Source organism: Sinorhizobium mexicanum (assembly GCF_013488225.1).
Classification (GTDB): Bacteria; Pseudomonadota; Alphaproteobacteria; order Rhizobiales; family Rhizobiaceae; genus Sinorhizobium; species Sinorhizobium mexicanum.
The window spans coordinates 4,085,230-4,110,132 of record NZ_CP041238.1 but is presented as its reverse complement, the minus strand read 5'-3'; the positions used below and the strand labels follow the sequence as shown (position 1 = coordinate 4,110,132).

Annotated in this window: 21 protein-coding genes and 1 tRNA gene; 6 read left to right on the top strand and 16 right to left on the bottom strand. The window is 58.1% G+C overall.

The window, feature by feature from the left end; genetic code table 11:
• Window positions 1-13 precede the first annotated feature (13 nt).
• From FKV68_RS19325 to obgE, 4 genes are read right to left on the bottom strand one after another with little or no spacing between them, the layout of a single operon-like run.
• Window positions 14-628 carry a nicotinate-nucleotide adenylyltransferase gene (locus tag FKV68_RS19325; RefSeq protein WP_180941575.1) on the bottom strand — a complete coding sequence of 205 codons (615 nt, stop codon included), beginning with the start codon at window positions 626-628 and terminating at the stop codon, window positions 14-16.
• A 37-nt stretch (window positions 629-665) separates the two neighbouring features.
• Window positions 666-1,949 (bottom strand): glutamate-5-semialdehyde dehydrogenase, encoded by a 1,284-nt coding sequence (locus FKV68_RS19320; protein WP_180939374.1) that lies wholly within the window; start codon window positions 1,947-1,949, stop codon window positions 666-668.
• Window positions 1,942-3,123 carry a glutamate 5-kinase gene (gene proB, locus FKV68_RS19315; protein WP_180939373.1) on the bottom strand — a complete coding sequence of 394 codons (1,182 nt, stop codon included), beginning with the start codon at window positions 3,121-3,123 and terminating at the stop codon, window positions 1,942-1,944. Before proB ends, FKV68_RS19320 begins: the two co-directional genes overlap by 8 nt.
• A gap of 1 nt (window position 3,124) precedes the next feature.
• Window positions 3,125-4,135: a GTPase ObgE gene (gene obgE / locus FKV68_RS19310; RefSeq protein ID WP_180939372.1), complete on the bottom strand. Its 1,011-nt coding sequence runs from the start codon at window positions 4,133-4,135 to the stop codon at window positions 3,125-3,127.
• A 175-nt stretch (window positions 4,136-4,310) separates the two neighbouring features.
• Here obgE and FKV68_RS19305 point away from each other — a divergent pair, with 175 nt between their 5' ends.
• Window positions 4,311-5,171, top strand: a complete 861-nt coding sequence (locus tag FKV68_RS19305; protein WP_180939371.1) for an endonuclease/exonuclease/phosphatase family protein — start codon at window positions 4,311-4,313, stop codon at window positions 5,169-5,171.
• 40 nt (window positions 5,172-5,211) lie between these two features.
• Here the strand turns inward: FKV68_RS19305 and FKV68_RS19300 are convergent, their stop codons facing one another.
• The 4 genes from FKV68_RS19300 to rplU all read right to left on the bottom strand — a co-directional run bounded on the left by FKV68_RS19300 (window position 5,212) and on the right by rplU (window position 7,227).
• On the bottom strand, window positions 5,212-5,796 hold the full coding sequence (locus FKV68_RS19300; protein ID WP_180939370.1) for a GNAT family N-acetyltransferase: 585 nt from the start codon (window positions 5,794-5,796) through the stop codon (window positions 5,212-5,214).
• Window positions 5,793-6,425, bottom strand: a complete 633-nt coding sequence (locus tag FKV68_RS19295) for a GNAT family N-acetyltransferase (RefSeq protein WP_180939369.1) — start codon at window positions 6,423-6,425, stop codon at window positions 5,793-5,795. The genes FKV68_RS19300 and FKV68_RS19295 overlap by 4 nt, the downstream gene beginning before the upstream one ends.
• Before the next feature lie 130 nt (window positions 6,426-6,555).
• Complete coding sequence (gene rpmA / locus FKV68_RS19290) at window positions 6,556-6,825, bottom strand: 50S ribosomal protein L27 (RefSeq protein ID WP_012709652.1); 270 nt, start codon at window positions 6,823-6,825, stop codon at window positions 6,556-6,558.
• Window positions 6,826-6,858: 33 nt separating this feature from the next.
• Window positions 6,859-7,227: a 50S ribosomal protein L21 gene (gene rplU / locus FKV68_RS19285; RefSeq protein ID WP_180939368.1), complete on the bottom strand. Its 369-nt coding sequence runs from the start codon at window positions 7,225-7,227 to the stop codon at window positions 6,859-6,861.
• Window positions 7,228-7,531: 304 nt separating this feature from the next.
• Between rplU and FKV68_RS19280 the strand changes: the two genes are divergently transcribed.
• Window positions 7,532-7,621, top strand: a tRNA-Ser gene (locus FKV68_RS19280).
• A 168-nt stretch (window positions 7,622-7,789) separates the two neighbouring features.
• Here the strand turns inward: FKV68_RS19280 and FKV68_RS19275 are convergent.
• The 5 genes from FKV68_RS19275 to hsdR form a co-directional block, all read right to left on the bottom strand.
• Window positions 7,790-8,710 carry a restriction endonuclease gene (locus FKV68_RS19275; protein ID WP_180939367.1) on the bottom strand — a complete coding sequence of 307 codons (921 nt, stop codon included), beginning with the start codon at window positions 8,708-8,710 and terminating at the stop codon, window positions 7,790-7,792.
• 66 nt (window positions 8,711-8,776) lie between these two features.
• Entirely contained in the window at window positions 8,777-9,646 is an 870-nt protein-coding gene (locus tag FKV68_RS19270; protein WP_180939366.1) for a hypothetical protein, read from the bottom strand.
• Window positions 9,647-9,696: 50 nt separating this feature from the next.
• The gene (locus tag FKV68_RS19265) at window positions 9,697-11,439 is read right to left on the bottom strand and encodes a restriction endonuclease subunit S domain-containing protein (RefSeq protein ID WP_180939365.1); all 1,743 of its coding nucleotides are present in this window, start codon (window positions 11,437-11,439) and stop codon (window positions 9,697-9,699) included.
• Window positions 11,440-11,501: 62 nt separating this feature from the next.
• Window positions 11,502-13,058, bottom strand: coding sequence for a class I SAM-dependent DNA methyltransferase (locus FKV68_RS19260; RefSeq protein WP_180939364.1), 1,557 nt, complete (start codon window positions 13,056-13,058; stop codon window positions 11,502-11,504).
• 16 nt (window positions 13,059-13,074) lie between these two features.
• Window positions 13,075-15,453: an EcoAI/FtnUII family type I restriction enzme subunit R gene (gene hsdR, locus FKV68_RS19255; RefSeq protein WP_180939363.1), complete on the bottom strand. Its 2,379-nt coding sequence runs from the start codon at window positions 15,451-15,453 to the stop codon at window positions 13,075-13,077.
• Window positions 15,454-16,606: 1,153 nt separating this feature from the next.
• On the opposite strand from hsdR, the gene FKV68_RS19250 reads away from it, so the two are divergent.
• Window positions 16,607-17,014 carry a RusA family crossover junction endodeoxyribonuclease gene (locus tag FKV68_RS19250; protein ID WP_180939362.1) on the top strand — a complete coding sequence of 136 codons (408 nt, stop codon included), beginning with the start codon at window positions 16,607-16,609 and terminating at the stop codon, window positions 17,012-17,014.
• The gene (locus FKV68_RS19245) at window positions 17,011-17,682 is read left to right on the top strand and encodes a hypothetical protein (RefSeq protein WP_180939361.1); all 672 of its coding nucleotides are present in this window, start codon (window positions 17,011-17,013) and stop codon (window positions 17,680-17,682) included. The genes FKV68_RS19250 and FKV68_RS19245 overlap by 4 nt, the downstream gene beginning before the upstream one ends.
• A gap of 84 nt (window positions 17,683-17,766) precedes the next feature.
• Here the strand turns inward: FKV68_RS19245 and FKV68_RS19240 are convergent, their stop codons facing one another.
• A complete protein-coding gene (locus FKV68_RS19240; protein ID WP_180939360.1) occupies window positions 17,767-18,342 on the bottom strand; it encodes a recombinase family protein in 576 nt (191 codons plus the stop codon).
• Window positions 18,343-18,548: 206 nt separating this feature from the next.
• Window positions 18,549-21,506 (bottom strand): UvrD-helicase domain-containing protein, encoded by a 2,958-nt coding sequence (locus FKV68_RS19235; RefSeq protein WP_246452589.1) that lies wholly within the window; start codon window positions 21,504-21,506, stop codon window positions 18,549-18,551.
• Window positions 21,507-22,281: 775 nt separating this feature from the next.
• On the opposite strand from FKV68_RS19235, the gene FKV68_RS19230 reads away from it, so the two are divergent.
• Window positions 22,282-23,262 (top strand): hypothetical protein, encoded by a 981-nt coding sequence (locus FKV68_RS19230; protein WP_180939359.1) that lies wholly within the window; start codon window positions 22,282-22,284, stop codon window positions 23,260-23,262.
• Between the two features lie 24 nt (window positions 23,263-23,286).
• Window positions 23,287-23,976 (top strand): hypothetical protein, encoded by a 690-nt coding sequence (locus FKV68_RS19225; protein WP_180939358.1) that lies wholly within the window; start codon window positions 23,287-23,289, stop codon window positions 23,974-23,976.
• Window positions 23,977-24,134: 158 nt separating this feature from the next.
• On the opposite strand, the gene FKV68_RS19220 is transcribed toward FKV68_RS19225, so the two are convergent.
• Window positions 24,135-24,887, bottom strand: a complete 753-nt coding sequence (locus FKV68_RS19220; protein WP_180939357.1) for an HNH endonuclease — start codon at window positions 24,885-24,887, stop codon at window positions 24,135-24,137.
• Window positions 24,888-24,903: the final 16 nt, after the last annotated feature.

Sequence of the window (24,903 nt, the reverse complement as noted above, 5' to 3'; positions counted from 1 at the left end):
GCAACCCGAAGAGCTACAGTGATTTCTGCACGGCTGGCGAGACACGCGGCGTTGTAGAGCGAAGCGCCGTGGAACTGAGCGGCGAGCGTGGTCCGTGAATGAATGTCCAGGCGGGCGCGCGGTGGAAGGCGAGCGCCAGAGCATCGTCCTCGTCGATACGGGCATAGTCGAAGGTCCGCGCCATGCGCGAGGAAAGATAGGCAAGCGTCGAGCCGGGCCTGTCGATGACCGCGATCGGGAAGGTCGAGACTATTTTGCGCCAGTTCTGCCAGCGGTGGAAATTCTTGAGGTTGTCCGCCCCCATGACCCAGACGAAGCGGACGTCGTGGTTGCGGGCGCGCACGATTTCGAGCGTACGCGCCGTGTAGCTCTGGCCGAGCGCCTTCTCAAAGGCCGTGACCTTGATGCGGGGATTGGAGGCGACCTTCTCGCTGAGCGCGATGCGGTCCGCCAGCGGCGCGAGATCGTCGTGATTCTTCAGCGGGTTGCCAGGCGTCACCATCCACCAGAGCTGGTCGAGGCCGAGCCTGCGCAACGCCGTTTCGGCAACAAGGAGATGGCCGCCATGGGGCGGGTTGAACGATCCGCCGAAGAGGCCGACGGTCATCCCGCTTTCGACATGCGGCATGCGCAGATAGCGCGCGTTCACTCGAGGCGGGATCACGTCAGGACCGCACCTGTCCCGTGCCGCGCACGCGGTACTTGAACGAGGTCAGCTGCTCGACGCCGACAGGCCCGCGTGCATGCATCTTGCCGGTAGCGATGCCGATCTCGCCGCCCATGCCGAACTCGCCGCCGTCGGCAAACTGCGTCGAGGCGTTGTGCAGGAGGATGGCGGAGTCGATCTCCGAGAAGAAACGTTCCACGACGGCCGGATCTTCCGCGATGACCGCTTCGGTATGAGCCGACGACCAGGTGTTGATGTGGTCGATGGCGCCGGAAATGCCGTCGACCAGCTTCGCCGAAATGATCGCGTCGAGATATTCGGTCGCCCAATCCTCATCGGTCGCGGGCTTCAGACCCGGCAGCAGCGCTTCCAGCTCGTTCGCAACCCTGACCTCGCAGCCCGCGTCAACGAGCGCCTGAAGCAGCGGCTTTGCCAGCCGGTCCGCCGCAGTGCGGTCGATGAGCAGCGTTTCGGCGGCTCCGCAAATACCGGTGCGGCGCATCTTGGCGTTAACGACGATCTTCCTCGCCATGTCGAGATCGGCGGAGGCATCGACATAGATGTGGCAGAGACCTTCGAGATGCGCGAAGACCGGTACGCGCGCTTCGTTCTGGACGCGGGCGACAAGGCTTTTCCCTCCGCGCGGCACGATCACGTCGATCGCGCCGTTGAGGCCGGACAGCATGGCGCCGACGGCGGCGCGGTCGGCCACCGGCACCATCTGGATCGCATGCTCCGGAAGGCGGGCGGCCCTCAGCCCCTCGACCAGGCAGGCATGGATCGCCCGCGACGAATGAAAGCTGTCGGAGCCGCCGCGCAGGATTACCGCATTGCCGGCCTTGAGGCATAGGGCGCCGGCATCGGCCGTGACGTTGGGCCGGCTTTCGTAGATCACGCCGATCACGCCGAGCGGCGTGCGGACGCGCTCGATGTGAAGCCCGTTCGGGCGGTCCCATTCGGCAATCACGTCGCCGATCGGGTCCCTGAAGGCCGCGATGGCGCGGATGCCGTCGGCGATGTCGCGGATGCGGTCCCGGTTGAGCGTGAGACGATCGATGAAGGCCTTTGCAACACCGGTTTTCTCGGCGTTTTCGAGGTCGACCGCATTGGCGCCAAGGATTTCCTCGGTCCTGGCGACAATCGCATCTGCCATGGCAATCAGGGCCGCGTGCTTGCGCTCGGCGCTTGCAACAGCGAGCGGCCGGCTTGCCGCCTTGGCGCGACGGCCAATTTCCAGCATGACGCTGTTGACGTCCTCGCCGTTATTGACCGCGTCAGGCATGAACCTCGCCTTTCCTTTCGTCGCTTCCGTCATCCAGGCGCGCGCCGGCAGGGCCTGTCATCACCAGATCGTCGCGGTGCACCATTGCGGCGCGGCCGGCATAGCCAAGGATCGCGGCGATCTCGGCCGATTTCTTGCCGGCGATCTGGCGCGCCTCGTCGGCGTCGTAGCCGGCAAGGCCGCGGGCGATTTCGCGGCCCGACGAGCCGAGGATCGCGATCGTGTCACCACGGCTGAAGCTGCCCGTCACCTGCCGGACACCGGCCGGCAGCAGGCTCTTGCCGGAGCGGAGCGCCGTTTCGGCGCCGGCGTCGATTGTGAGCGTGCCGGCCGGCAGAAGCTGCCCGGCGATCCAGGTCTTGCGCGCGGTCACCGGCGAGCCGGCCGGCGCGAACCAGGAGGAGCGCGCGCCGGACTCGATCGCGGCAAGCGGGTGCTCCGGCTTGCCCGAGGCGATGATCATCGCGCAGCCCGCAGTGGTCGCGATCTTGCCGGCATCGATCTTGGTGCGCATGCCGCCGCGCGAAAGCTCGGAGGCGGCACCGCCGGCCATCGCCTCGATCTCCGGCGTGATTTCGGCGATCGTATCGAGGAAGCGCGCGTCGGGGTCGAGATGCGGCGGGGCGGTGTACAGGCCGTCGATATCGGAGAGCAGCACAAGCAGGTCGGCGCCGACCATCGTCGCCACCCGCGCGGCCAGCCGATCGTTGTCGCCGTAGCGGATCTCGGTGGTGGCGACCGTATCGTTCTCGTTGATGATCGGCACGGCGCCAAGCTTCAGCAACTGGCTGATCGTTGCCCGGGCGTTGAGATAACGGCGGCGCTCTTCCGTATCGCCGAGGGTCAAGAGGACTTGGCCTGCAATGATCTGATCGGTCGAGAGGCTTTCCGACCAGGCGCGCGCCAGGGCGATCTGGCCGACGGCCGCTGCCGCCTGGCTTTCCTCGAGCTTCAGCGCTCCGGCCGGAAGGTCCAGCACCGTCCGTCCAAGCGCAATCGCGCCCGAAGAGACGACGAGCACCTCCACGCCCGTTGCCTTCAATCCGGCGATGTCGGCGCACATGGCGTCGAGCCAGGCCTTCTTCAGCCCGGATTTGCGATCGACCAACAGCGCCGACCCGATCTTGATGACGACCCGGCGATACTTTTGCAGCGGCTTGCGGGTCCTGGTCATCCTATGCGCTCTCCTCGCCGGCCTTGGCGGCGGAAATGATGCTGCGAAGCGCCCGCAGCGCCTCGGTCATGCCCTTGTTGGTGACCGCCGAAATCGTGAGCGGTGGCGAGCCGCAGGCCTTGGCGAGCGCCTTGGCCTTGATCTTCAGCTCTTCCTCGTCAAGCACGTCGATCTGCGACAGCGCGACGATCTCGGGCTTGTCCTCCAGCCCGCCGCCATAGGCCTCGAGCTCGTGCTTCACGGTCTTGTATGCCTTGGCGACGTCTTCCTCCTGCGCCGAGACGAGATGCAAGAGCACGCGTGTACGCTCGACGTGGCCGAGGAAACGGTCGCCGATGCCGACGCCCTCGTGAGCGCCCTCGATCAGGCCCGGAATGTCGGCGAGGATGAACTCCTGTCCATCGATGGTCGCGACGCCGAGGTTCGGGTGCAGCGTCGTGAAGGGATAGTTGGCGATCTTCGGCCGGGCCCGGGTGCAGGCGGCAAGAAAGGTCGACTTGCCGGCATTCGGCAGGCCGACGAGGCCGGCATCCGCGATCAGCTTCAGCCGGAGCCAGATCGTCTTTTCCTCGCCTTCGAGGCCCGGATTGGCCCAGTTCGGCGCCTGGTTGGTGGAGGATTTGAAATGGGCGTTGCCGAAGCCGCCATTGCCGCCGGCGGCGAGCCGATAACGCTGGCCTTCGGCCACCATGTCGACAATCAGCGTCTCGTTATCTTCCTCGAAGATCTGCGTGCCGACCGGCACCTTCAGCGTCACGTCGGCGCCGCCGGCGCCGGTGCGGTTGCGGCCCATGCCGTGCGTGCCGGTCTTCGCCTTGAAGTGCTGCTGGTAGCGGAAGTCGATCAGCGTGTTGAGACCGTTGACGGCCTCGACCCAGACGTCGCCGCCGCGGCCGCCGTCGCCACCATCCGGGCCGCCGAACTCGATGAATTTCTCGCGACGGAAGGAGACCGCGCCTGCGCCGCCGTCCCCGGACCGGATATAGACCTTTGCTTCGTCGAGAAATTTCATCTGGCTGCCATCTGTTTTCTGTATCGGCTAAAGCCTGTCGCGTGAACACGCGCCAGGCTTTAGCCGATTGGTTTCACGCATGTCGTTATCGCAAAACCGCTGCACACTTTTGCGCGACATGCATTAGTTTTGCCGCCATCGATATAGGCGGTTACCCTGGAGGTCAAAGACTATCGTGCGGTTCACAAGCTACAATATTCAATACGGCATCGGTCTCGACGGCCGTTTCGACCCCGAGCGCATCGCCGCTTCGCTGCGCGAAGCCGACATCATCGCCCTGCAGGAAGTGACGCGCAACTTCCATCGAAACGGCAATGCCGACCTCGTTTCGATTTTCGAAGATCTGCTGCCCGGTTATTTTTCTGTCTATCATGCGCCCTGCGAGATCGATATCGGCTCGGCAATCGAGAACGGCCGCGCGGTCAACCGCCGTTTTCAGTTCGGCAACATGATCCTGTCGCGCTGGCCGATCCTTTCGACGCGGCCGATCGTCTTGCCACGGACGCGGACCGTCCGCCCGATGAACCTGCAGCGCGGCGCGACGGAAGCGTTGATTGCGACGCCGACCGGTCCGTTGCGCGTCTATTCCGTCCACCTCGACCATGTGCTTCCGGGCGAACGCATCAGCCAGATCGAGTTTCTGAAACAAAGGCTCGTCAACTATCCGCTCGAAGGCGGCGCGATTTCGGGCGCCTCCGATTTCGGCTTCGCCGAGCCGCCGCATCCGGAGGATTTCGTCGTGATGGGCGATTTCAACATGGTGCCGGAATCGCCCGAATACAATGCGATGGTCGGGACGCGCGACGCCTTCTACGGCCGCTCGCTGCGCATCGGTAATCCGGTCGACGCACTTGCCCAACTCGGCCGACTGACGCCGGAAAGCTATAGCTGGATTCATCCGGACGATCGTCAGCGGCGCATGCATCTCGACTATTGCTTCCTCAGTGCCGGCCTCATCCCTCGCCTGAAGGACGCCTGGACCGATTATGATGCGACGGGCTCCGATCACCTGCCGGTCGGAATCGAGCTCCAATAGTTTTAAGACCCGCGAAGCGCATGCTTCGCGGGTCTTTTCATCAGTTCGGCCGACGCAACTCGGCCGACGTGAGCCGCGTCTCGATATGCGCGACCATGGCGTTGCGGGCGAGCGCGTAGATCTGGCTGCAGCCGGTGACCTTGAAGCCGAGCTTCTCCTGGATTCTCAGCGAGCCCGGATTGTCGGCAAAGACGCCCGAATGAAGCACTGTGTCCGGCATGCGCCGGAAGAAGCGCTCGACTGCGGCATGAACTGCCTCGCTCGCCAGGCCCTTGCCCCAGTAGAACCGGTTCAGCCAGTAGCCGACATGCCACTGACCGTTTCTCAACTCGATGCCGACGCAGCCGATATGGACGTCATCGCCGGTGGTGACCGCGAGCGTCCAGTCGGGCAGAACGTTGGCTGCCTGGCGGTTTAGCCAGTCGAACGCATCCTGTTGGTCATAGGGCGCCGGGACGCGCGCCAGCATGCGCGCGACCTGGAAGTCGCCGAGCGACTGGGCGATCGCCTCCGCATCGGCAAGGCGGTGCGGGCGGAGCCTGAGCCGCTTGGTTTCGATGACCGGCGAGGGGCCGGGATCGGGGCGGACGATGACCCGCGACCGTTCGGGAACGAGCGCGTTCATCGCATGCCTCCCCAGCTTCTCAGCGAAACCCAGGTCTTGCGGTCGAGCCGGTACCATTCGACGGACATCATGCCGCCGAGCGCCAGGCTGTCGACCATGCCGGAGCCCTGGAACTGGAAGCCGCACTTCTGGATGACGCGCCGCGAGGCAATGTTCATGACCCGGCAGCGCGCGTCGATCTGGTCGATGTCGCGGGTGCGGAAGGCCATGTCTGTCAGCGCTTGCGCGGCTTCGGTGGCGTAACCCTGGTTCCAGTAGGGCTCGCCGAGCCAGTAGCCGAGCTCGGCCGTCTTGCCGTCAGGATGCGGCTCGATGCCGCAGCAACCCAAGAATGCGCCATTGTCCGCCTTGGTGATCGCGTAGACGCACTTGCCAATCGTGCCGGCTTTTGCGCGTCGCACGAAATCGGCCGCATCCGCCGCGGTGTAGGGGTGCGGCATGCGCGAGACCATGGTGGCGATATTGGCGTTGTTGGCAAGATGGGCAAGGGCGTCGATATCGTCTTCATGGGGCGCGCGCAAAACGAGCCGGGGCGATAACAATATCGGGCAATCGGTCCTTGACCGCTGAGGCCTCGGCCTTTGTTCGGGAGACCGGGATTGGTCTTCCCTCAAGAGCTCGGTTTGCATGGTTCTTCCTCCAGACATGCGAAAAGGGGAGTTGGGTATCGCCCCATCTCCCCTTTGAAGTCTGGCTTTGAACCTTGCAGGTGCGTCAGCCGGGTCGATGAGACGCCGGCTGTTTTAGAGCGCTACCGGCTTATTCCGCTGCTTCCGCTTTCGGCATTACAGACACGTACACGCGGCCATTGGCCTTCGTACGGAAGTCCACGTTGCCTGCCGTAAGCGCAAAAATCGTATGGTCCTTGCCGAGGCCGACATTGGCGCCTGCATGCCACTTCGTGCCGCGCTGACGCACGATGATGTTGCCCGCGATGACGGCTTCGCCGCCGAACTTCTTCACGCCAAGGCGCTTGGACTCAGAATCGCGACCGTTGCGCGACGAACCGCCAGCTTTTTTGTGTGCCATTGGTGTTCTCCTTTAAACCTTCGATCCCGGAACTCAGTTTGCAGCTTCAGCGGCGGCTTCGGTCTTCTTCGAAGCCTTCTTCGCTTTGCCGGCAGCAGCGATGTCCAGGATGCGGACGGTCGTCTGATGCTGGCGATGGCCGCGCGAACGCTTGGAGTTCTGGCGGCGGCGCTTCTTGAAGGCTATGACCTTCCTGGCGCGGCCCTGTTCCACAACTTCGGCGCTGACAACGGCACCTTCGACAAACGGAGCACCGATGGTGGCATCGGCGCCGGCGCCGACCATCAGGATCTCGGTGAATTCAATCTTGTCGCCTGCAACGCCTTCCAGCTTTTCGATGGTGATGACGTCGTTGGCTGCCACGCGGTACTGCTTACCGCCGGTCTTGATGACTGCGAACATTCTTTATCCTTTCATGTTCGGTCCGGCTCTTTACCTCAAAAGGCAAGGCCGTCTTTTTGTCAGTCGTTGCATTGAGCGGAGCGTCTCGGAAAACCCTTGACCTCCACCAGTGGGCGGGCACAAACTCTTACCCTACGCGGTGCGGACAGGCCACACCACTTCATTGCGCGGATTACGGGAATCGCTCCTAACTGTCAAGGCGAAAGACGTCGGCCAGCAAGATATTCTTTTCATCGCCCCTTGCCAGCACCCGAATCTGCCGCTATGAACCCGACCGCGCCGACAAAGCGCCAACCAGACCTGCGGAGAGGTGGCAGAGTGGTTGAATGCACCGCACTCGAAATGCGGCATGGGTGCAAGCCCATCGGGGGTTCGAATCCCCCCCTCTCCGCCAGTTGCTTTCGCAACCGCTTGTAATTGCTTCATTTTTTGTTTGACGAGCAGCTACGCCCCACGATTCGCCCCACATTTGTCGCCGGATCTTACCGGCATCATTCGCACGTGGTCGGACAACTTTTATCGGCGTTGCTGTAAACCGATCGGGTTCACCAGACATAGTGCTCTACTCCTCACTGAAGAAGTCCTCATCCAATCGTTTGAATTCGACTGTCCGGTGGCTTCGGACACCGACGTTGTGCTCGATCATCAGTTCGCCCAATGTAGTACCGTCGAGGAGGATGATCCGCTGCGTGAGAGGTTTCACGAAATCCTTTGCCTGCTGGCTAAAGGTTGAGGTGGTAACAAACACGCCTTTTGAGGCGCCGAGACCCACGAGGCTACCAACGAACGCGTTCACTTCTGGACGGCCGACCTGATTACCGGGCGCGTACCGTTTTGCCTGAACATAGATGCGGTCGAGGCCGAGGCGATCCTCGTTGATCACGCCGTCGACGCCGCCGTCTCCTGATCTTCCCAATTGTGCCGCCGCATTCTTGTGCGAGCCACCGTACCCCATGGCGACCAGTAGATCGACTATTAGTCGCTCGAAGAATGCGGGGCTGTTTTGAACGATTCGTTCCAGCAAGTCGGTCCGAAGAGCCGCGTTTAGCGATTGATAAGCTGCGTCGATGCGCTCTTCGGGAGTGGTCGTACTTCCAGCCGGCTCGGTCGCCGGAACGCTTGGCTCCCTCGAAGCTTCCTGCCCCTCATTGCGATAGAATTCTCGGAAAGCCGGTTCCCGCATCAGGAGGGGAATGTCAATACGAGGTGGATTGCTGGCCAGGAGCGCCCGGCCCGCATCGGTCGCGACGAAACGGCCTCGTGCCGGCGAAGCGATAAGACCAGCCCTGGACATGTAGAATTTTGCCCAGTGTATGCGGTTTTGCAAAATTCGCTGCCTACCGCTTGGCAGCAATTTCTCTCGCTCTTCCGTTGTCAAACCGAACTCATCAGCGATCCGATCTGCCACGTCGGCCACCCGCTTCTCGCCCTCAGCAGCAAGCTGCAGTACTGGCAACATGAGAGTCTGATAGTCGGGTACCATTGGCAAACCACCTTTAGCCGCGGAAATCGCAGCCCTCTTCCGCGGCAAGTCCGCTGCCAGTCACCTTTAGTTGCTGCGCATAATGTCTGCAATCGTACTGGCGACCATAAGAGGATCAACACCCACGATGATTTCCCCATTGCTGGCTAACCGGTGCTTTGCATACCTAGCTAAGACCGCCTGCTCGATCTGACGTGCTGCGTCTTCCGACGACGTCGCCTGTTTCAGAAACACTTGCCACCTGAGGCCGGTGACCTCCGACGCCATTGGCGCATTGTGGGCGGCAGCACGTTGCTCGGGTTCAAACGAATATCCCACCTTGGTCGCGAGGACCTTTTTCCGCCCGTCCTGGAGGACCAAAGCGTAAACGAACCATATGTCATGATCAGCAAAGGTTCCGCTGAATTCGCCTTGATGCTTTGGCGCGAGCTTGCTGTTCTTCAGTGCCACCAAGCCTCGCCCAAACTCTGTGCGGGGGAGAGTTGGAGGCACTTGTTGGCGCTCAAGGGTTAATAGAGGAGCGGCAGTGGTCGCGTCCAATTCTACGATTTTCGACTGTGCCTGCAGGTGATGGTTGGGCGTGAGGGGGCCGACCAACGAAGAAAACAGGGTGCCGGGCGATGTAATCTGCCAAACCGCGAGTGGATGCAGCGCATAAGGAAATCGCGTCACGCCGTCAAACTCAGGACGAGCATGATTGCGCGGTAGGTCGTAGTCCTGCGTGTTAACTTCGAGGTCGGAGACCTGGAACACGCCGACCACTTTGCCCCTATGTTCGGACGCTGTTGGATCTCCGCGTGTGCCTATCGTAAAGACGAAGTCTCCTTCAGAAAGTACTTTTTTTGCGTGCGAGCGTGCGGCCTTTGTAGCAAACGTCAGAGGCCATGCGGGATTTCCGGGTGGCCCCCAAACATAGGTGAAGAAGACCTTGGTCACCGCTTTACCTCCTTTGGTGATTTTCCAACGCACATCGGGTGAGCCACGTTCTATTTGAGGGTGCCGCTATCCTCTACCGGAAACAAGTTTTGAAGTTCGACCATGGCGTTTTGGATGGACGCTTCGGTGAGGCGAAGCTTTCCAATTTTCGGACGCCATTCGTCATCGCCTTCAATGTATGTGAGTATGGACGCCGGGCTTGGGCGCGTGCCTCGATGATCGAGCGCCAACATGGCGTAATCGATAGTTGCCAACGTTTCCCAGATGTCGTTGGACTTGAACTTGAACCGATCGCGGACCCATGCGGCGGCGGCGGCGAACTGATATCTTTCAATCCATTCATCCATCTCCGCGGCGACGCTGCTCAGCGCGTGGCCTTCACCAAATCTCCCGGTCGCACGCTTGATCCATTCCTTGTCGGTGGCGATCTTAATGCCGCCAGAATACCGCATGGACGGATTGTAGGGGCCTGCCGCTTTGCGCAGATAGTCCTTGTCCAGCGCGCTTTCGCCCATGTGTCGGCGGGCGAAATAGACGGCCTTTTGAAGACGAAAATTGCCTATTGGTTGACCGCCGTCTTGATAGAAAGCCTTGACAATTGCACTGACGAGGACCGCCTCCTTGAAGGGCGCGTCGATTGCTGTCGTTTGCAGTTGAGGAAAATCGACGACGCTTGGCTTCGAAACCGTGTGCACCGTCTTGGGTTCGACCCCTTGCCGCTCAAAAATCTGGTGCAGCATGGCTGGAAAGAGCACTTCTAGATCTGAATCATAGTGCGGTTTCGGTGAGAGACCGTGTTCAGTCAGAAGCTTGGCAACTGCGTTTTGAACTTCGTACGGCGGTAGTGGGATTTGGTGTTGAAGTATTGCGCTTGGATGCAATCGCCTTCTACGGAGGTTTGTGCCCTTACTTGAGGCGTCAAGATTTGGCCATGTAGCAGGGTGCCTAAAGTAAGCGTCCACGACCTGCGGTAAAATCCTTTCCTCATTCAAGGAGAACACCGGAAACTCTGGCGAAACAAACAAGCCATCGCAGCTGGTAGGCACCACACCCAACGCGCCTTCCCAAGCCATGAGTTTCGGATAGAGAAAATCTCCCGACCGAATTTGCGTCAATCGGTCATAACTAAATTCCGATCCCACCTTCTTGTCGCCGACAAACACTCCTTTGCCGAAGCTATAAACACCCGCAAAGCAGTACTCAACGTCAGGGCGCACTACTGTGTCAGGTGATCTATGTGTAGCAACTTCTCCGAAAGCAATGCGGCGATAAGGCGAACTTTTTGGACCATTCAAAAGAGCAAAAACAAGTGATGACAGCTCTTTTTCCTGCTGGATCTTTAGTGCACGAACCTCGTTTAGCTTCGCGCGCGTGCTGTCGAGTCTCTGGACGATCTTGGCTTGTTCATCAAGCGATGGGAGGGGAGCTTGCAGTTCATAGAAGAATTCTTCCTTGAACCTATTGCGGGTGCCCGGGGTCGATCCATAGCAATCGCGTTCAACCCTGCTTTGGGTTGATGGCAGTCCAAACCAGTAAGTCAGAAACTTTGGATCGACTCTTGATCGATCAACGCAAAATATCGGGAATTCATTCGAGACAAAGCAGCCTGACAGGTTATCGGGAATTTCCCCAAATGAACCTTGCCAAGCAAAAAGACGGCTATAGATGAAATCGCCTTTTTGCACTTTATTCAGACTATTTGCGGATATCTCGGAACCAAATTTGCTCTCTCTGAGGAAGGGTCCGCCGATGTTCGATCGCATACCCAGCAAATCGTATTTCTTCGTCGGCAACACCGTTTCCCAACGGTTCAGGGGAGTTACGAAATCACCGACCCTCACACGCCCCCAAGCCACTATGCCATCTCCGACAATGTGCGCTTGATTTCGCCCATTATAGCGAGAATGCGCTGTTCCTTGGTCTCAATACTGTCGACGATTTCCAGCGGAGTGCGATGGTCGATCACTCCGCTACCATTGGGGTTTTTAAGATCAAGATTGCACCCGACGACGCGCCCGGCTTTATCGGTCTCGATGAGATCGGGGCCGTGGACCTTCCATGCCTGTTCGTTCTCTTCGCGCGCGCTCCACCAATCACGACAGGGCTTTAGTTCGTCGAAGTTCAAAGGCGCAGTCTTGGAATACTTCTTGCGCCCGTTCGGCTTGGGCTGTTCATAGAACCAAATGTCGCCCGTCGTTTTAGTCGTGTCGAAGAAAATGATGTTCGTAGGAATGTCTGTGTAGGGCGCGAAGACGCCTTCGGGCAGGCGTACGACTGTGTGCAGATTAAACTCCGTCAGCAGGTCTGCCTTGATCCGCGCGGCGATGCCATCGCCAAACAAGACGCCATGCGGGACAACGACGGCGGCGCGGCCTTTGCCGCCGCGCTTCAATCGCCGCATGATGAGTTGCAGGAACAACAAGGCCGTCTCTGCCGTACGTCGGTCCTCAGGGAAATTGTTGAGAATACCGGCTTCTTCCTCGCCTCCGAACGGTGGGTTCGTCAGGATTACGTCGACTCGGTCGGCTTCGCCAATTTCGGATAGCCGAACTTTTAATGAATTGTCAGGCGCGATCTTCGGCGCTTCGAGACCATGCAACAACAGATTCATTTGCGCGAGCAGGAAGGGAAGCGGCTTGGCTTCGCCACCAAAGATACTAGTCGACTGAAGAACGTCGCGCTTCTCAACTGTATCGGCCTGTTCCGCCATATGGACGAAGGCTTCGGTCAGAAAACCTCCGGTGCCACATGCTGGGTCGAGCACCGCCTCGCCAAGTTTAGGATCCACCACCTGAACCATAAAGCGCACAATCGGGCGCGGGGTGTAGAACTCCCCGGAATCGCCGGCGGCGTCCCGCATTTCTCGCAGCAGCGTTTCGTAAAGACGGCCAAGCGTGTGCATCTCCTCCGAAGAATCGAAGTGAATGCCGTCAATGAGGTCGATAACGTCGCGAAGCAGGTAACCGCTTTCCATACGATTGGCGAGGCCCCGGAAAACTGTCGCGATCACGTCCTTGCGCCCGCGCGTACCATTATTGCCGCGGAGGCTACGAAGGTAGGCAAACAGGCCCGGTCCTCTTGTTCCGTCTGGGCGCCCGGCCACATCCAATGTCAGGAAATCGATTAAATCGGGGCCGGTTATGCCGCCCTCATCGGCAGCCCAATCGCGCCAACGGTAGGGCGCCTCAATAGCTCCGCGATAAGCTTTTCCCGCGATTTCCGCGCGTTCCTCCTCGATATGCTCCATGTCGTCTAAGAACTTCAGGAACATAATCCATGTCAGCATCGGAAGGCGGTCGAGGTCACCACTCAGCCCCTTGTCTTTGCGCATGATCTTGCGCGCCGATTTGATGATACTGTCAAGGCGCTGTGCGGTCGTTTGCTGCTGTTTTTTCTTGAGTTGACGGGACAAAACTGACTCTCTTTAGTTATGCGCTGTAGAGACGCCGCTGGAGTTCGCTGACAGCTTCGCGCATGGCTTTGCCGCCACCGAATCGCGCCGCGATTTCTACAACGTTTCCCCAGTTATTGAACGGTGGAATTTCGAGCACGTCTGGAAGCTTGAACTGTGCTGTGCCGTGCTCGGCATATTTTTCAACGAGGGCATCAAGCACTTGCCGCGCACCTTCTCCGTGCGTTTCGAAGAATTCAGCCTCTTCCCGCTTCAAACGTTCGGCCCGTTCCCGGCGTGTACGAAGCGGAGCGTTGTAAGCTAAATGACAAAGCAGATCGAAAGGGTCAGCATCGGGTTTGCTCACCGTCTCTCCCAATATCGCCGTGTCGATCCCCCTTTCCTCAAGTTGCTCGATAATATCGGCGCGTCGTTCGGGGTCCAGCCAGTCTTTGCGGAGTTCGGATGCATTCGGGTACAGCGTTCGGACCTTTTCACCGGTGTAATCGGTCAATTGACGACAAGTGAGCTGCTTGCCCTCGGAATCAAGTTCGTAGACAAGCTGACGGATAATCTCGACGCTACCGCCATCATAGTAGAATTTGCGGGGAAGGCCCGGCTCAGTGTCATCCGGCAAGCCGCCCTCGAATTGGTCGATTTCGGCCGTGTCTGTTTCGCAGGGGCTTCCGGTCTCTTCCGTGACGTCGGTTTCATCGACGACATCCCCAACGTCGTCGATGACTTGTTCGCGCTCCCTAACTGGGTCGCCATCGAACCCGTGGTCAGCAAATTTCTCCGTCGCAGTCCCGGTATAATCGATGATGTTGAAGGCCAGCTTGCCGTAGTCGGGACGAAGGCGAGTTCCCCGTCCGATGATCTGCTTGAATTCCGGCATTGATCCGACCACCCGCGCCAATACGACATTCTTGCAAGTCGGCGCATCGACGCCCGTGGTCAGCAAATGAGATGTCGTGAGGATGACGGGCGATGCCGTTTCAATGTCCTGAAACTTGGCCCGATGGGCAGATCCAATATCGCCCTCGTCTGCTGTAACGCGGCACGCATAATCCGGATACTGCTTGACGAGATCTGCGTTCAGACGCGCAAGTGCATTGCGCATTTCAAGTGCGTGTTCTTGATTAACGCAGAAGACAATGGTTTTGGCGAAGCGGTCAGTTTGCTTCAGAAAATTCGTTAGATGCGCGGCAAACGCTTCGGTTCGTGCACGAAGGGCGACGATGCGTTCGAAGTCTCGCGTGCCATATTGCGTATCCGGAATTTCGCGCCCGTAGCGGTCAAGTTCTCCCTGCGATGGACGCCATCCGGCAGCGTCGAAATCTGAAATAATCCTATGCACCCGGTAGGGTGCCAAAAAGCCGTCTGCTATCCCTTGAGCAAGGCTGTATTCGTAAATGGGATCGCCGAAGTAATCGTACGTATCGGCGTTGTCTTCGCGCCGCGGCGTCGCAGTCATGCCGATTTGGTAGGCGGGTTCGAACCACTCCAGGATGGCGCGCCAATTGCTGTCGTCACGTGCGCTCCCCCTATGGCACTCGTCGACAATGATCAAATCGAAGAAATCTCTTGCATATTCCCGGAACAGACCATCGCGGGAGTCGTCGCCTGCGATGGCCTGATAGATCGCAAAATAGATGTCGCGCCCTTTGCTGATTTCCCCCCCGGTGATCTTAAAACGAGCGTCGCCGAACGCGCTGAAGTCCTTGTCCTTGGGATCGTCAACTAGAACATTGCGGTCGGCCAAGAAGAGAATTTTGGGTTTTCTGTTCTTGCCTTTCGGATTCCAGCCGCCGTTCCAAAGCTTCCAACAGATTTGAAACGCAACCGCCGTCTTGCCGGCACCGGTGCAAAGCGTGAGTAAGACGCGCTTACGCTTCTGCAGTATGCCCTGCACCGTTCTGTTGACTGCGATTTCCTGATAATAGCGTAATGGCTTGTCCTTATCAGGGAAGATTGGGGAAAGAAGATGCTGTTTAGCAGCTTCGTCTAGCTGCTCCGCTTGGGACAGGCGCTGCCACAGCTCCTCGGGCGAAGGGAACGAGGTCAAATCGCGCTCCACGCCGGTCGTATAATCTACCTCCACTATCTCCCGCCCGTTAGTCGCGTATGCGAATTTCAAGCCCAGAATTTCTGCATACTCTTTGGCCTGCTGAAGACCGTCTGCAGCATGCCTGTATTTGGATTTTGCTTCTACGACGGCAAGCGGGAAATCTGGCCGGTACCGCAAAATGAAGTCAGCACGCTTTTGCCGGCCGCGGCGTGCTCTGCCACCGACAAATACAATGCGTCCGTCGGTGAAAGACCTCTGCTCGTTTATGGCGCACGGGGGCTTGTCCCAACCCGCCTCAATCAGTCGAGGTACAACCTGCTTACGACACGTGTCTGCTTCGGTATCCACGGACTGATTTCCTTTACGTTTTCTACGTAGGTATTCTTAACCAGCAGCGGTTGTAGAATTCAACAGGATTCGAGACCAGTCTGCGTGGATGTGAAGGACCAAGATTCGTAGGAATGAAGAGAATAATGGCGGGCCTTAGGCAGTTTATATCTAGACTTACAAGACTCTGGTATTCATTACACTTATATTGGCGCTCGTCGAGCGTAGTAACATCTCGGATAAGGCACGAGGCCGCAACTAGAGCCGTTGTACGGCTAAAGCGCTTATTGGATCGACACCGGTGGAGCCGGTTTCGCAATGAACTGGAGGGTTATTGGTACAAACCTATGCCCGAGCATTTTGTACGAGCATTGTTCCCTCATTTATCTCAGACAGGGAATGATCCTACGACGCAGCTCCTAGTTGACGTCGACCCCGGGCTGGTGGTCGGTTTCGACGAGGTCCATATTGTCGGAAATGGCATTCCTACAAATCCTGGCCGCGAACGTGATCCGATAGGCTTCTGTGACGAACTTGACGATCAAACATATCGCAATACAACTCGTAGCGCCGAAGGTTACAGGGCAAATCCACTGGAACTCCATTGGTTGTATGAGGGACTTACCCGACCAAGCCTATCGGCGACATTGAATAGACTATTGCCAATCAGAATAAATCTCGAAACCTTTCCGGATTTTGATAAAGCTTACATCGAGGAGGTGTCCGGCCTACTTCGAAGTGCCTATCGTCTTCACGCTGGGGGCAAGTGGGCGGTAGTCATTATGCCGAGATTCGTTGTGCCGATGCTGACGAGCAGTGGCGTCCCTGTCGCTGTGACCAGAGGTTCAATTGCACTTCAGGCAAAGCTTCATTTGAAGGGACTGCTGAGGCTCCACCGTCTCTATGTTCGACCGTTCCTTCGTTGATTCGTGCCATGGCGTGTTTATTTCAGGGCGGCGTGCAATCGGGCGTGCCGCTGACTTAGTGCTGACCGTATCGGAATCACCGCTGCCCACGTCGAGTTCCATCTCCCAGTGGAGCGACTTGCCTTGTCAGTGAGCCGGACGCTACCTATAAGGAATCTTGGGACTCGGGGTATTAGGGCGCAGGTGTGTAACTGGTTCTCACGCAGTCTATTCAAGTTCTGTTTTCGTATTGTCGGATGACTTTTTGAATGCTGCCCTTCGAGTTCACCATCCAAGGCCCACCTGTTTCAAATCAGACGCGGAACAGGGCAAGGTTGCAGCAGTGGAAACAAGAAGTGGGCCTTGCGGCGCAAGCGCGAATCCCTGCCGGGATTGGTCCGGTACCGGATCCAGTCCAGATTACGATAACTTACTACTACGAGGGTGACTCTCCGGATGTCGACAATATCATCAAGCCGATTCAAGACGCGTTGAACGGCTTGGTGTTCGTAGATGACGCACAAGTCGCGGAAACGAAATCGCGAAAACGACCGCTTGATGGCTCGTACCAAATCAAAGGGGCTTCCGGGGTGCTTCTCCAAGGGTTTGCTGCAGGAGTGGGATTTTTGCACGTGCGCATAGAGAGCAATACGCATAACGGAGTTCTCGATTCATGAAGCCAGAATCCTCAAGTCGTGAAGCGCAACGGGCCAGCGAACTCGCGATTGACTACCGTAACAAGGGCTTCCAGGTGAGTATTCCAAGCTCTCCGGCCGAATCTCCGGAGTTTCTCCGTCGGTTACACTATATTCCCGACATCATCGCTCGATCGGCTGAGGAGAATCTTGTTATCGCAGTGAAATCGCGGGAGACGATGCGCGATCTAGCCAACTTGTCTGAAGTTGCGGAGTTAATCAACTCGCAGCCGGGCTGGAAGTTTGTTGTTGTATTTACGAATCCTCGTGAACCCTCGAACGTGAACAGTCGTTCCAGTGCGGAAAAGGTATCTCAGTTACTTGAAAAGTCTGAAGTCATCGCTGGGCCGGATGCTGCGCACTTAGAAGCTTCCTTCCTGTTTGCATGGGCAGCTCTGGAGGCGTCTCTTCGTCTGCTTCCTGAGACTCGCAAGTCTGAAAAGAACCCTAGCACCCCATGGACGCTCATTCGTGACGCGGCTATGGCGGGGCACATTGGCCGCGATGAGGCGCAATCCTTGGGTCGCCTTTTGAAGATTCGAAACTCTATTCTTCATGCGGGGAACGAGAGTCCGCCTCAAGCGAGTGACGTTCATGTCTTGCGTCGAGTTGCAGAAGAGGTCGTCCAAGTAGCGACCCGGCAGCGTTAATCCGGGGGCTCTTCGACTGCCCACCCGACCACGTATAGTCACGGACAGCACTGCGACCACTCGCTGCGCATTTGCAGACGTTCTCTATGCCTCGCGAAATTCCCCCGCATGCGGCTCGGGCGAATTGAGAATGCGGTAAACCTGCATTCGGGAGCACCTCGCTGTCCGCGCGATGGCTGACGGGGTTAATCCCTGCGCGTGAAGTCGTCGTATCAGCGAATGGTCCAGCCGTACCTTACCACCTTTGTACACGCCCTCGGCTTTTGCTCGTGCGATGCCTTCCCGCTGACGTTCCTTGATGAAGCGACGCTCCATTTGAGCCACCATGCCAAGCACCGTTAGTATGACATGCCCCATTTCGCCACGGGTTGATACGTGGGGGTCAAGGATCGTGACAAAAGCCCCACGCTGCTCGCACTCATAGACGATATTGAGGACGTCGCGCGTATCGCGGCCGAGGCGGTCCAATCGCGTGATGACCAACTCATCGCCTTCACGAAGGAATTCAATGATCGTGTGTAGTTCCGTTCGGCCCTCGCGGGAGGCGCCTGAAATTTTTTCCGAGCGGATGATCTCGCATCCTTCAGACTTGAGTTTCACAACTTGAATTTCGAGATCTTGTTCAATCGTACTGACGCGGGCGTAGCCAATTCGAGCCATTTTGTCACCTCAGGGTTTAAGCTTGAAGCCTACCCTGTCACATTGACTCGCCGTCAAGTAGAAGTTTCGTTGCGGCTGTAACAATCTTCGATTGCACCTTAACGTATACCCGTACGTGACCATTGGGCAGTTCGACCATACGCCTCATCGTCTGTTGCGCGGCGAAAGGGGCACACACATTAGCATACCCGGAACGGGAGCGAACCCTAACGCTTTGACCTCGCCCGCCGGGCACGCCCTATAACGGGCGAGATCTGAGCTTTTCCAGCACAGGTGGGATATCGAACACAGCCGAGGAAACGACCGTAAGGCCCCGTTCGTTCAACCAGCCATCCATCTTTGCAGTCGGGACATGGTGGGTAGCTGGCACCGCAGCTACACCGGACCTCGGCCGATCCGTCTGCGCGGCGGGGGAGAGCCGTACAACAGGTCGGGCAGGCGGGCAGCGAGTTTCCGCAATGCTCAACATGCTCGCAGCGATACCAGACGCGACCATCTTGGCCCCGCACATCCAGCACCCGCCCGCCGCATTCTCCGCACTCGTGAGTATCCTGTTGCGCAGCGGGTGCAGCAGCAATGCCATAGGCGGGATCTTTCCTGAGTTCGACAACAAAGGACGATGGTCTCGAGTTTGAGGCGAGGATCGTTAGGGTGTGACGGGCCCGCGTCATCGCCACATACATCACCCGCCGCTCTTCCGCGTTCTGGAATGCCTCTTCCTCGGGCGAGACCAAGGTAAGCAAGGGGTCATCGACAATTTCCGATGGGAAGCCCATCCGACCGCTGTCTGCGTTCATGAGGACCACATGATCGGCTTCGAGGCCCTTCGATGCGTGGATGGTCTTGAAACTGATGCGCAGTCGGGGGAACCGACGCTGCAGATCCCGCCCGTCCGGTTCGAGAAATCTATAACGCCCCAGCAGCAGCACACTTGCGTTGTGCGCGGCGTCCAGTTTGGCGGACATCGCCGCGAGCACTTCGCTGAGCGTTTTCTCCTCCTCCCCCTTTGACGTCATCACGACCTTGATGGCCGGTTCGGTTGCCAACCCGGCTGGGATAATCTGCTTCTGGATCTGCGCCGGGTTCTTCAGGACGAAGGTTCTGGCCGCGAATGCGATCTGGTCGACTGAACGGAAGGTGCGCCCGAGATCGACTGTCCTGTGCACACCGGCCTCCCCGTCGAAGCTCCCGCCGAACTCATCGCCGAAGTTGCGCATCAGATGGATGTCGGACCCAGCGAACCGGAAGATTGATTGCCAGTCATCGCCCACGGCAAAAACGCGTACGTCCGGATGCTGGGCTTTCAATGCCTTCACCAGCCGGGCACGGCTCTGCGAGATATCTTGGAACTCGTCGACAAGGATGTGGCGGAACGGGCTGACATATCGGCCAGTTTCAACGTAGCGCGCAGCCCTCAGGATCATGTCCTCGAAGTCGATCCGCCCCCCGAGCCGCATTTGATACTCTTGGAAGACAGGCGCAAACACCGCAAGGAACGCCTTGGCCCGATTGCCGAGCTTCATCCGCTCGGACTTGGCGTCGCAGTCGGCGATGCTGTAGCCACCGCTCTTAAACTTGCGCAGGAATGTCCCGAGTAACTGCGAGAATGCATCGACCTGCTTCAACTCGATAACGCGATCATAGATCGTGTCGGCGGGACGGGGATTCATGATCACATGGGGTGCAAGCTTCTCTGCCAAGCTGGTCAGTAGACGCCCCTCCTGCCGCTCGTAGCTATAGGTCTCGATCAGGGTGGTTTCATGCGCAGCGTGGATCTCGCGCTTCCAGTCCATGCCAGACAGATACTCTTCGCGATTGACGAAGGGCGCGGTGATTAGCCGCTCGCTGCCATCGGGCATTTTCTGGCGCCGCACCCCGAAATGCTCGATATAGATGCCGCTTTCGGTCAGGCGAAAGTCCGGGCAATAGTCTCGACGGCCGGTGCGATGGATTTCGTGCTCGTAGACTGGTTCGTATTCGTACCCGACGCCGCTTTCGTAAAGCCAGTTGGCGATCTGCAACTCTTCGTAGCTCTTGACCTTTTCCCCTTGCAGCGTACGCAGATCCTGCTGTTCCATATGGGTGTAAAAGTCGTGCTTGGTTTTGAAGTCCCATTCGGTCTTCGGCTCGACTAGAAAATGCGCGAACCATTGAATGATCGCCTTGGACACTTCCGACCGCGTCAGAACGAAGTCCTTGAGTATCTTTTTAATCAAGTTGGTGAATGCCACATCATCAGTGGCGTGGTCGGCCAGCGCGGGCTTTGTCCCCTCGACCATTCCGATGATGTCATACGCAATCGCGTGAAATGTCCGCGCCACAATCGGCACACCGGATCGCGCTTCCACCCGTTCCGACATTTCCTCCGCGGCATTCTTCGCAAAAGCCAGCAGCAGGATTTGCTCCGGCTGGCGGATTCCTGCCTTAACGAGATAAGCTGCCTTGGCGGTGATCACACTGGTCTTGCCGGACCCCGCACCAGCGAGGACTAGCGTTGCGTCCTCGTCAACGACGACGGAAAGGCGCTGTTCGTGTGTCAGCGGCTTGCTCTCGATCGTATCGAAGAAATCCTTCCAGCGGTCCAGTTCGGCCGTCACAAAGGTCGCAATAGCGTTGGATCTCGCTGGCCGAGGATCGGCGACGAATGTCCTCACAAGTGTGACGCGCTCAGTTGTCTCGGGTCCGATAGCTTCCGGCTGCAGTTTCGACAGAAGCGCGACGTCGAGGGCCCTCGCGTCGCTCAAGAGGGGTGCAATTCGGCAGGCGGAGGGATAGCGGGTTGGCCGAGAGAAGCTGGCAACGGCAGCGTGAAGTCGGGAGAAGCGATCCGCCTCGCGGTCGAGGGCGGACACATTGAGCTCAATCCAGGCCTTACTGACTTCGTCGGCGAATGCACGCGCATCGACATATCCGACGCCGCGCAAGACAATGTCGCCGCATTCTGCCGATGAGACGGTTAGGATCGTACCAAGCGCGGACTTTCGCACTGACGGTGGAGAGGTCATGCCGTCTAAGGACATCAACGACGTCTGGCCACGCCGGACAACCCGCAGGTGATGCGCTTCGAGCTCCATGACCCGGATAGCCCTGCCGAAGGGGTTCACGAGCAATCCAAGCAATGTGCGTTGTTGCAATCGAATCAATGGTCTAAGCCTTGTCATCACTTCATGCAACGGTGGTATCCAGTCCGGCAAGCCGCAGTAGGACGCCTATATCCAGCGCCGCAATCACACTGTCCGGCATGAATGGCGCAATCAATACATTGCCAAGAGTAAAGAGGACGTAGTCGCGGGGGTATACCTCGACGTTGCGCGGGACCTCGGCGGCTGCGTTGAGATGGCGACGGATGCGCCAAGTCTACGCAGGGGGTGCGTGCCTACAGCGGAAATTCGCACCGCCTTAGCCATGCCCGCTTTCGACCATCGGGGCCACGACGCCAACTACAATACCCATTGGCTCTACTGCCGAGCGCTGGCACGCCATCCCGAGGAGTCGGGATAATTTTGATCCCGGGAAGATTTTAAGTATCCCGGGCATTGACTAGTCCGGATGACAAAGCTATCTTCAACAATCACAGGGCCATGGTTGAGAGGAGCTTCCTATGACAAGCGAGGGTTGGAGCACCATTTCCAAGCATGCAGCGATTCGCGCCCGACAGCGCGGCTACAGCCAAGACGACATTAGATTCGTGATCGAGCACGGCACGGAGGTGCCGGACGGCTACCTTCTCCGTTTGAAAGACGTCCGGTTGATGCTCAAGCACAACAAGCTGTCGAGCAGGCTACTTATGGAGCGGGCGATGAAGCTGGCAGGCACTTTCGTGCCTATTACCCCAGACGGTCACGCCGCCTCCGTCTACCGACCCTGTTCTCGCAAGTGTAAGCACCTTCTGCATGGTCGGCGTAGCGCCGGTCGTCCGCATGGAAGGAGGAAACACCGATGAACGACAATCTGGACGGCGCCAGAACCGAAGTCGAAAAATGCTGGCGGGAGTTCTGGGATGATCACAAGGACTTCGATCCGCCTTGGGTCCGCGGTGTGTTGCACGACGTAGTGGAGCTCTTGCCATTCCTGTTTCCATTTGAAGCCGTGCGAGAAGGCGTCACGACTATGTATAGAGAAAGTGAGGGCGAGCTTCCGCCTGATTTCGATTGGACAAGCGCGGATGAGGATCTGCCCATCAGCTCGGTGGAGAAGCTGCCGATTTACCGCAACTACCTAGCTGTGCGGGCCTATGCATTTTATGGGTTGAAACTAGAAGATGCCGACCTCGGGGTTCACGATTGGGATGCATTCCACGAAAACGAAGATTTAGGCATGCTCCCTCCATCTTGGCTGCAGGATAAGGAGGCAAAGCGGGCTTTTGCGGCGGCGCGGGCCCGCCAAAAGCTGGACCACCCGGAATGGCACAGAATAGGACTCAGCGTAGAGGAGCTAGCTGCTTTGGCAGCCGTCAGCCGCAAGAGCATCATGAACCTACTTGCGCCCAAGAGCGGCGGAATCCTCAAAACCAGAGCCGACGGAAGCATAAGCGTGGAGAGCGCCCGGCAATGGCTGGAAGCACGGCCCGACTTTCGCCCGTCAATCTGGCACCTCCAAGAAGACCTGCCCCTCCGACGTCCCGATCAGACGGATTTCATTGACGGCGATCCCGTGTGGGTCCCGGTTACCAAGGAAGGAGACTGGTTTTCGCCGGAACATATGCTGCCTGACGGCTACTTCCACGTCGCCTGCACCAAATACAAACAAGAGAAAATGATTGACGACTATTGGGACGCTCTCAAATTCCTCAGCCGTGCGGCCTCACCGCGGTGGCGCTGTCCCGACGAGGCCGGCCGATGGTACCCGAGGCCCGCAAGCGGGTGGGACAGGAAAACTCGGCAGGAGATCGAAAGCCTGCTTGAGCAGACAGATGAATAACTTGCCGAAGCGGGAGGGGAAGGCATGAGCACGATCAACGGCATTCCAGACCAATTCGTTTTCACCAAGATGCAGACCGACGCGGGTGAGGATATCCGTGCAATCCGTAACCGCAAAGAACTGGAGCGGATGGCGGGCGGCACCTTCTGGTGGGGCATCGGCGAGTCCAAGGGACGAGCGATCGAGACGCTGCGTCGCTCTGACTCTCGTCCTGAAGTGCTCTTCAGCCAAATGCATTCCCGCCCGAGTGCCCAATCACGCGAGCCGAGTGTAGTGTTCCTCTGGCAGTCGTACCGAACACCGCAAGGCGAGCTTCCCTTGCCGGGCCATGTTATCGTCATCTCCGGTGGCACGAGAAGGGGGATGCCCAAGACGCGCTACCATGCGCTCGTCTGCACGAGTTCGTCGTCGATCCTGGAGAATGGTGGCGGCACAATCGACGTTTCGAAGCTGATCAATATCGGCGACGGCGGGAGACCCATAGGCTCGTCGCAAGTTACGGCGGTTGTGAGCTGTTCTTCCGAGATCGGCGGTTTAGGCTCCTGCCCTTACGAAATCTCGGCGCGCGCCACGCTGGAGTCGCCGTTCTTCGCCGACCTTGCGAAACCCCGAACGCTGTCGGCTTCGGAGCTTCGATTGCTCCATGATGTGGGGAGTGACGGCAAAAACGTCGAGGACTGGCTTGCGGTCACAAGGCAGTTGCGACAACTCTAAAACAGCTCCAACCGGAATATCGCTCCAACACCCACATCTTGCCCGAGAACCAAACAGTCAGCTAGTGGTGAAGGCCTGACGGTTGGTAACCCGAAGCGGAGGCCTACTCCGGGTGGTGAGCAGAAGCACAGCGCGATCTTATCCACCCCGCCCACTCCTTACGCAAGTCGACCTATCCGCGCCCTGAGTTCGTCTATGGATAAGGGTTCGCGGCGACGGTGTAACATGGCATGGCAGTTAGGACAAACGGGGCGAAGGTCTGCGACTGGATCGACCTTGTAGCCCTCGCCGACTTCAGACAAAGGGATAATATGGTGAACATGAATAAATTCGCGAGCTATCTCTCCGTACACCTCGACTAAGTTCACCTCGCATACCCGACAAGTGTAGCCGTAATGATCTGTGCAGGCTTTCCTCGCTTGTTGGCTGCGTTCAAACCGGTTTACCTGAATCGCGATTTTTGCACCCTCCCAAAATTCTGGGTCCAAAATTTCCTCGGGCAACACTGATTCAGTGCCGATGGTCAGCAGCCAATATCGGCGTTTCATATGATGCTTTGACGGTTCAATTTTTCTTTCTGCGCAATAGCTTAGAAAGGCGCGGTCTATCTGCTCGTGCTCTGGTTTCTCAGGTAGGATCGGCTTTCCCGCAAGCTTTTCAATCGTCCTGTCCGTTACTCGACCGTCTCGATCGGATAGCTGGCTCTCTCGGGTGAGATCGTTGTTTCGGTATCCAGCAAAATTGCGCGGCGCAAAGCGGAAGTCGTCACCACGTTTCACTGCGATGAATATCTTCCCGTTCTTGATCCGCCGATCGTGGAACCGGCGTTCAGGTCCATTGCCTTGGCCGTAGTTGTGGATCGTGTCGACGTACTTTACTACATCTTCAATCGATTGGACGAGTTCAGACATTTTAGTACCTCCGCAA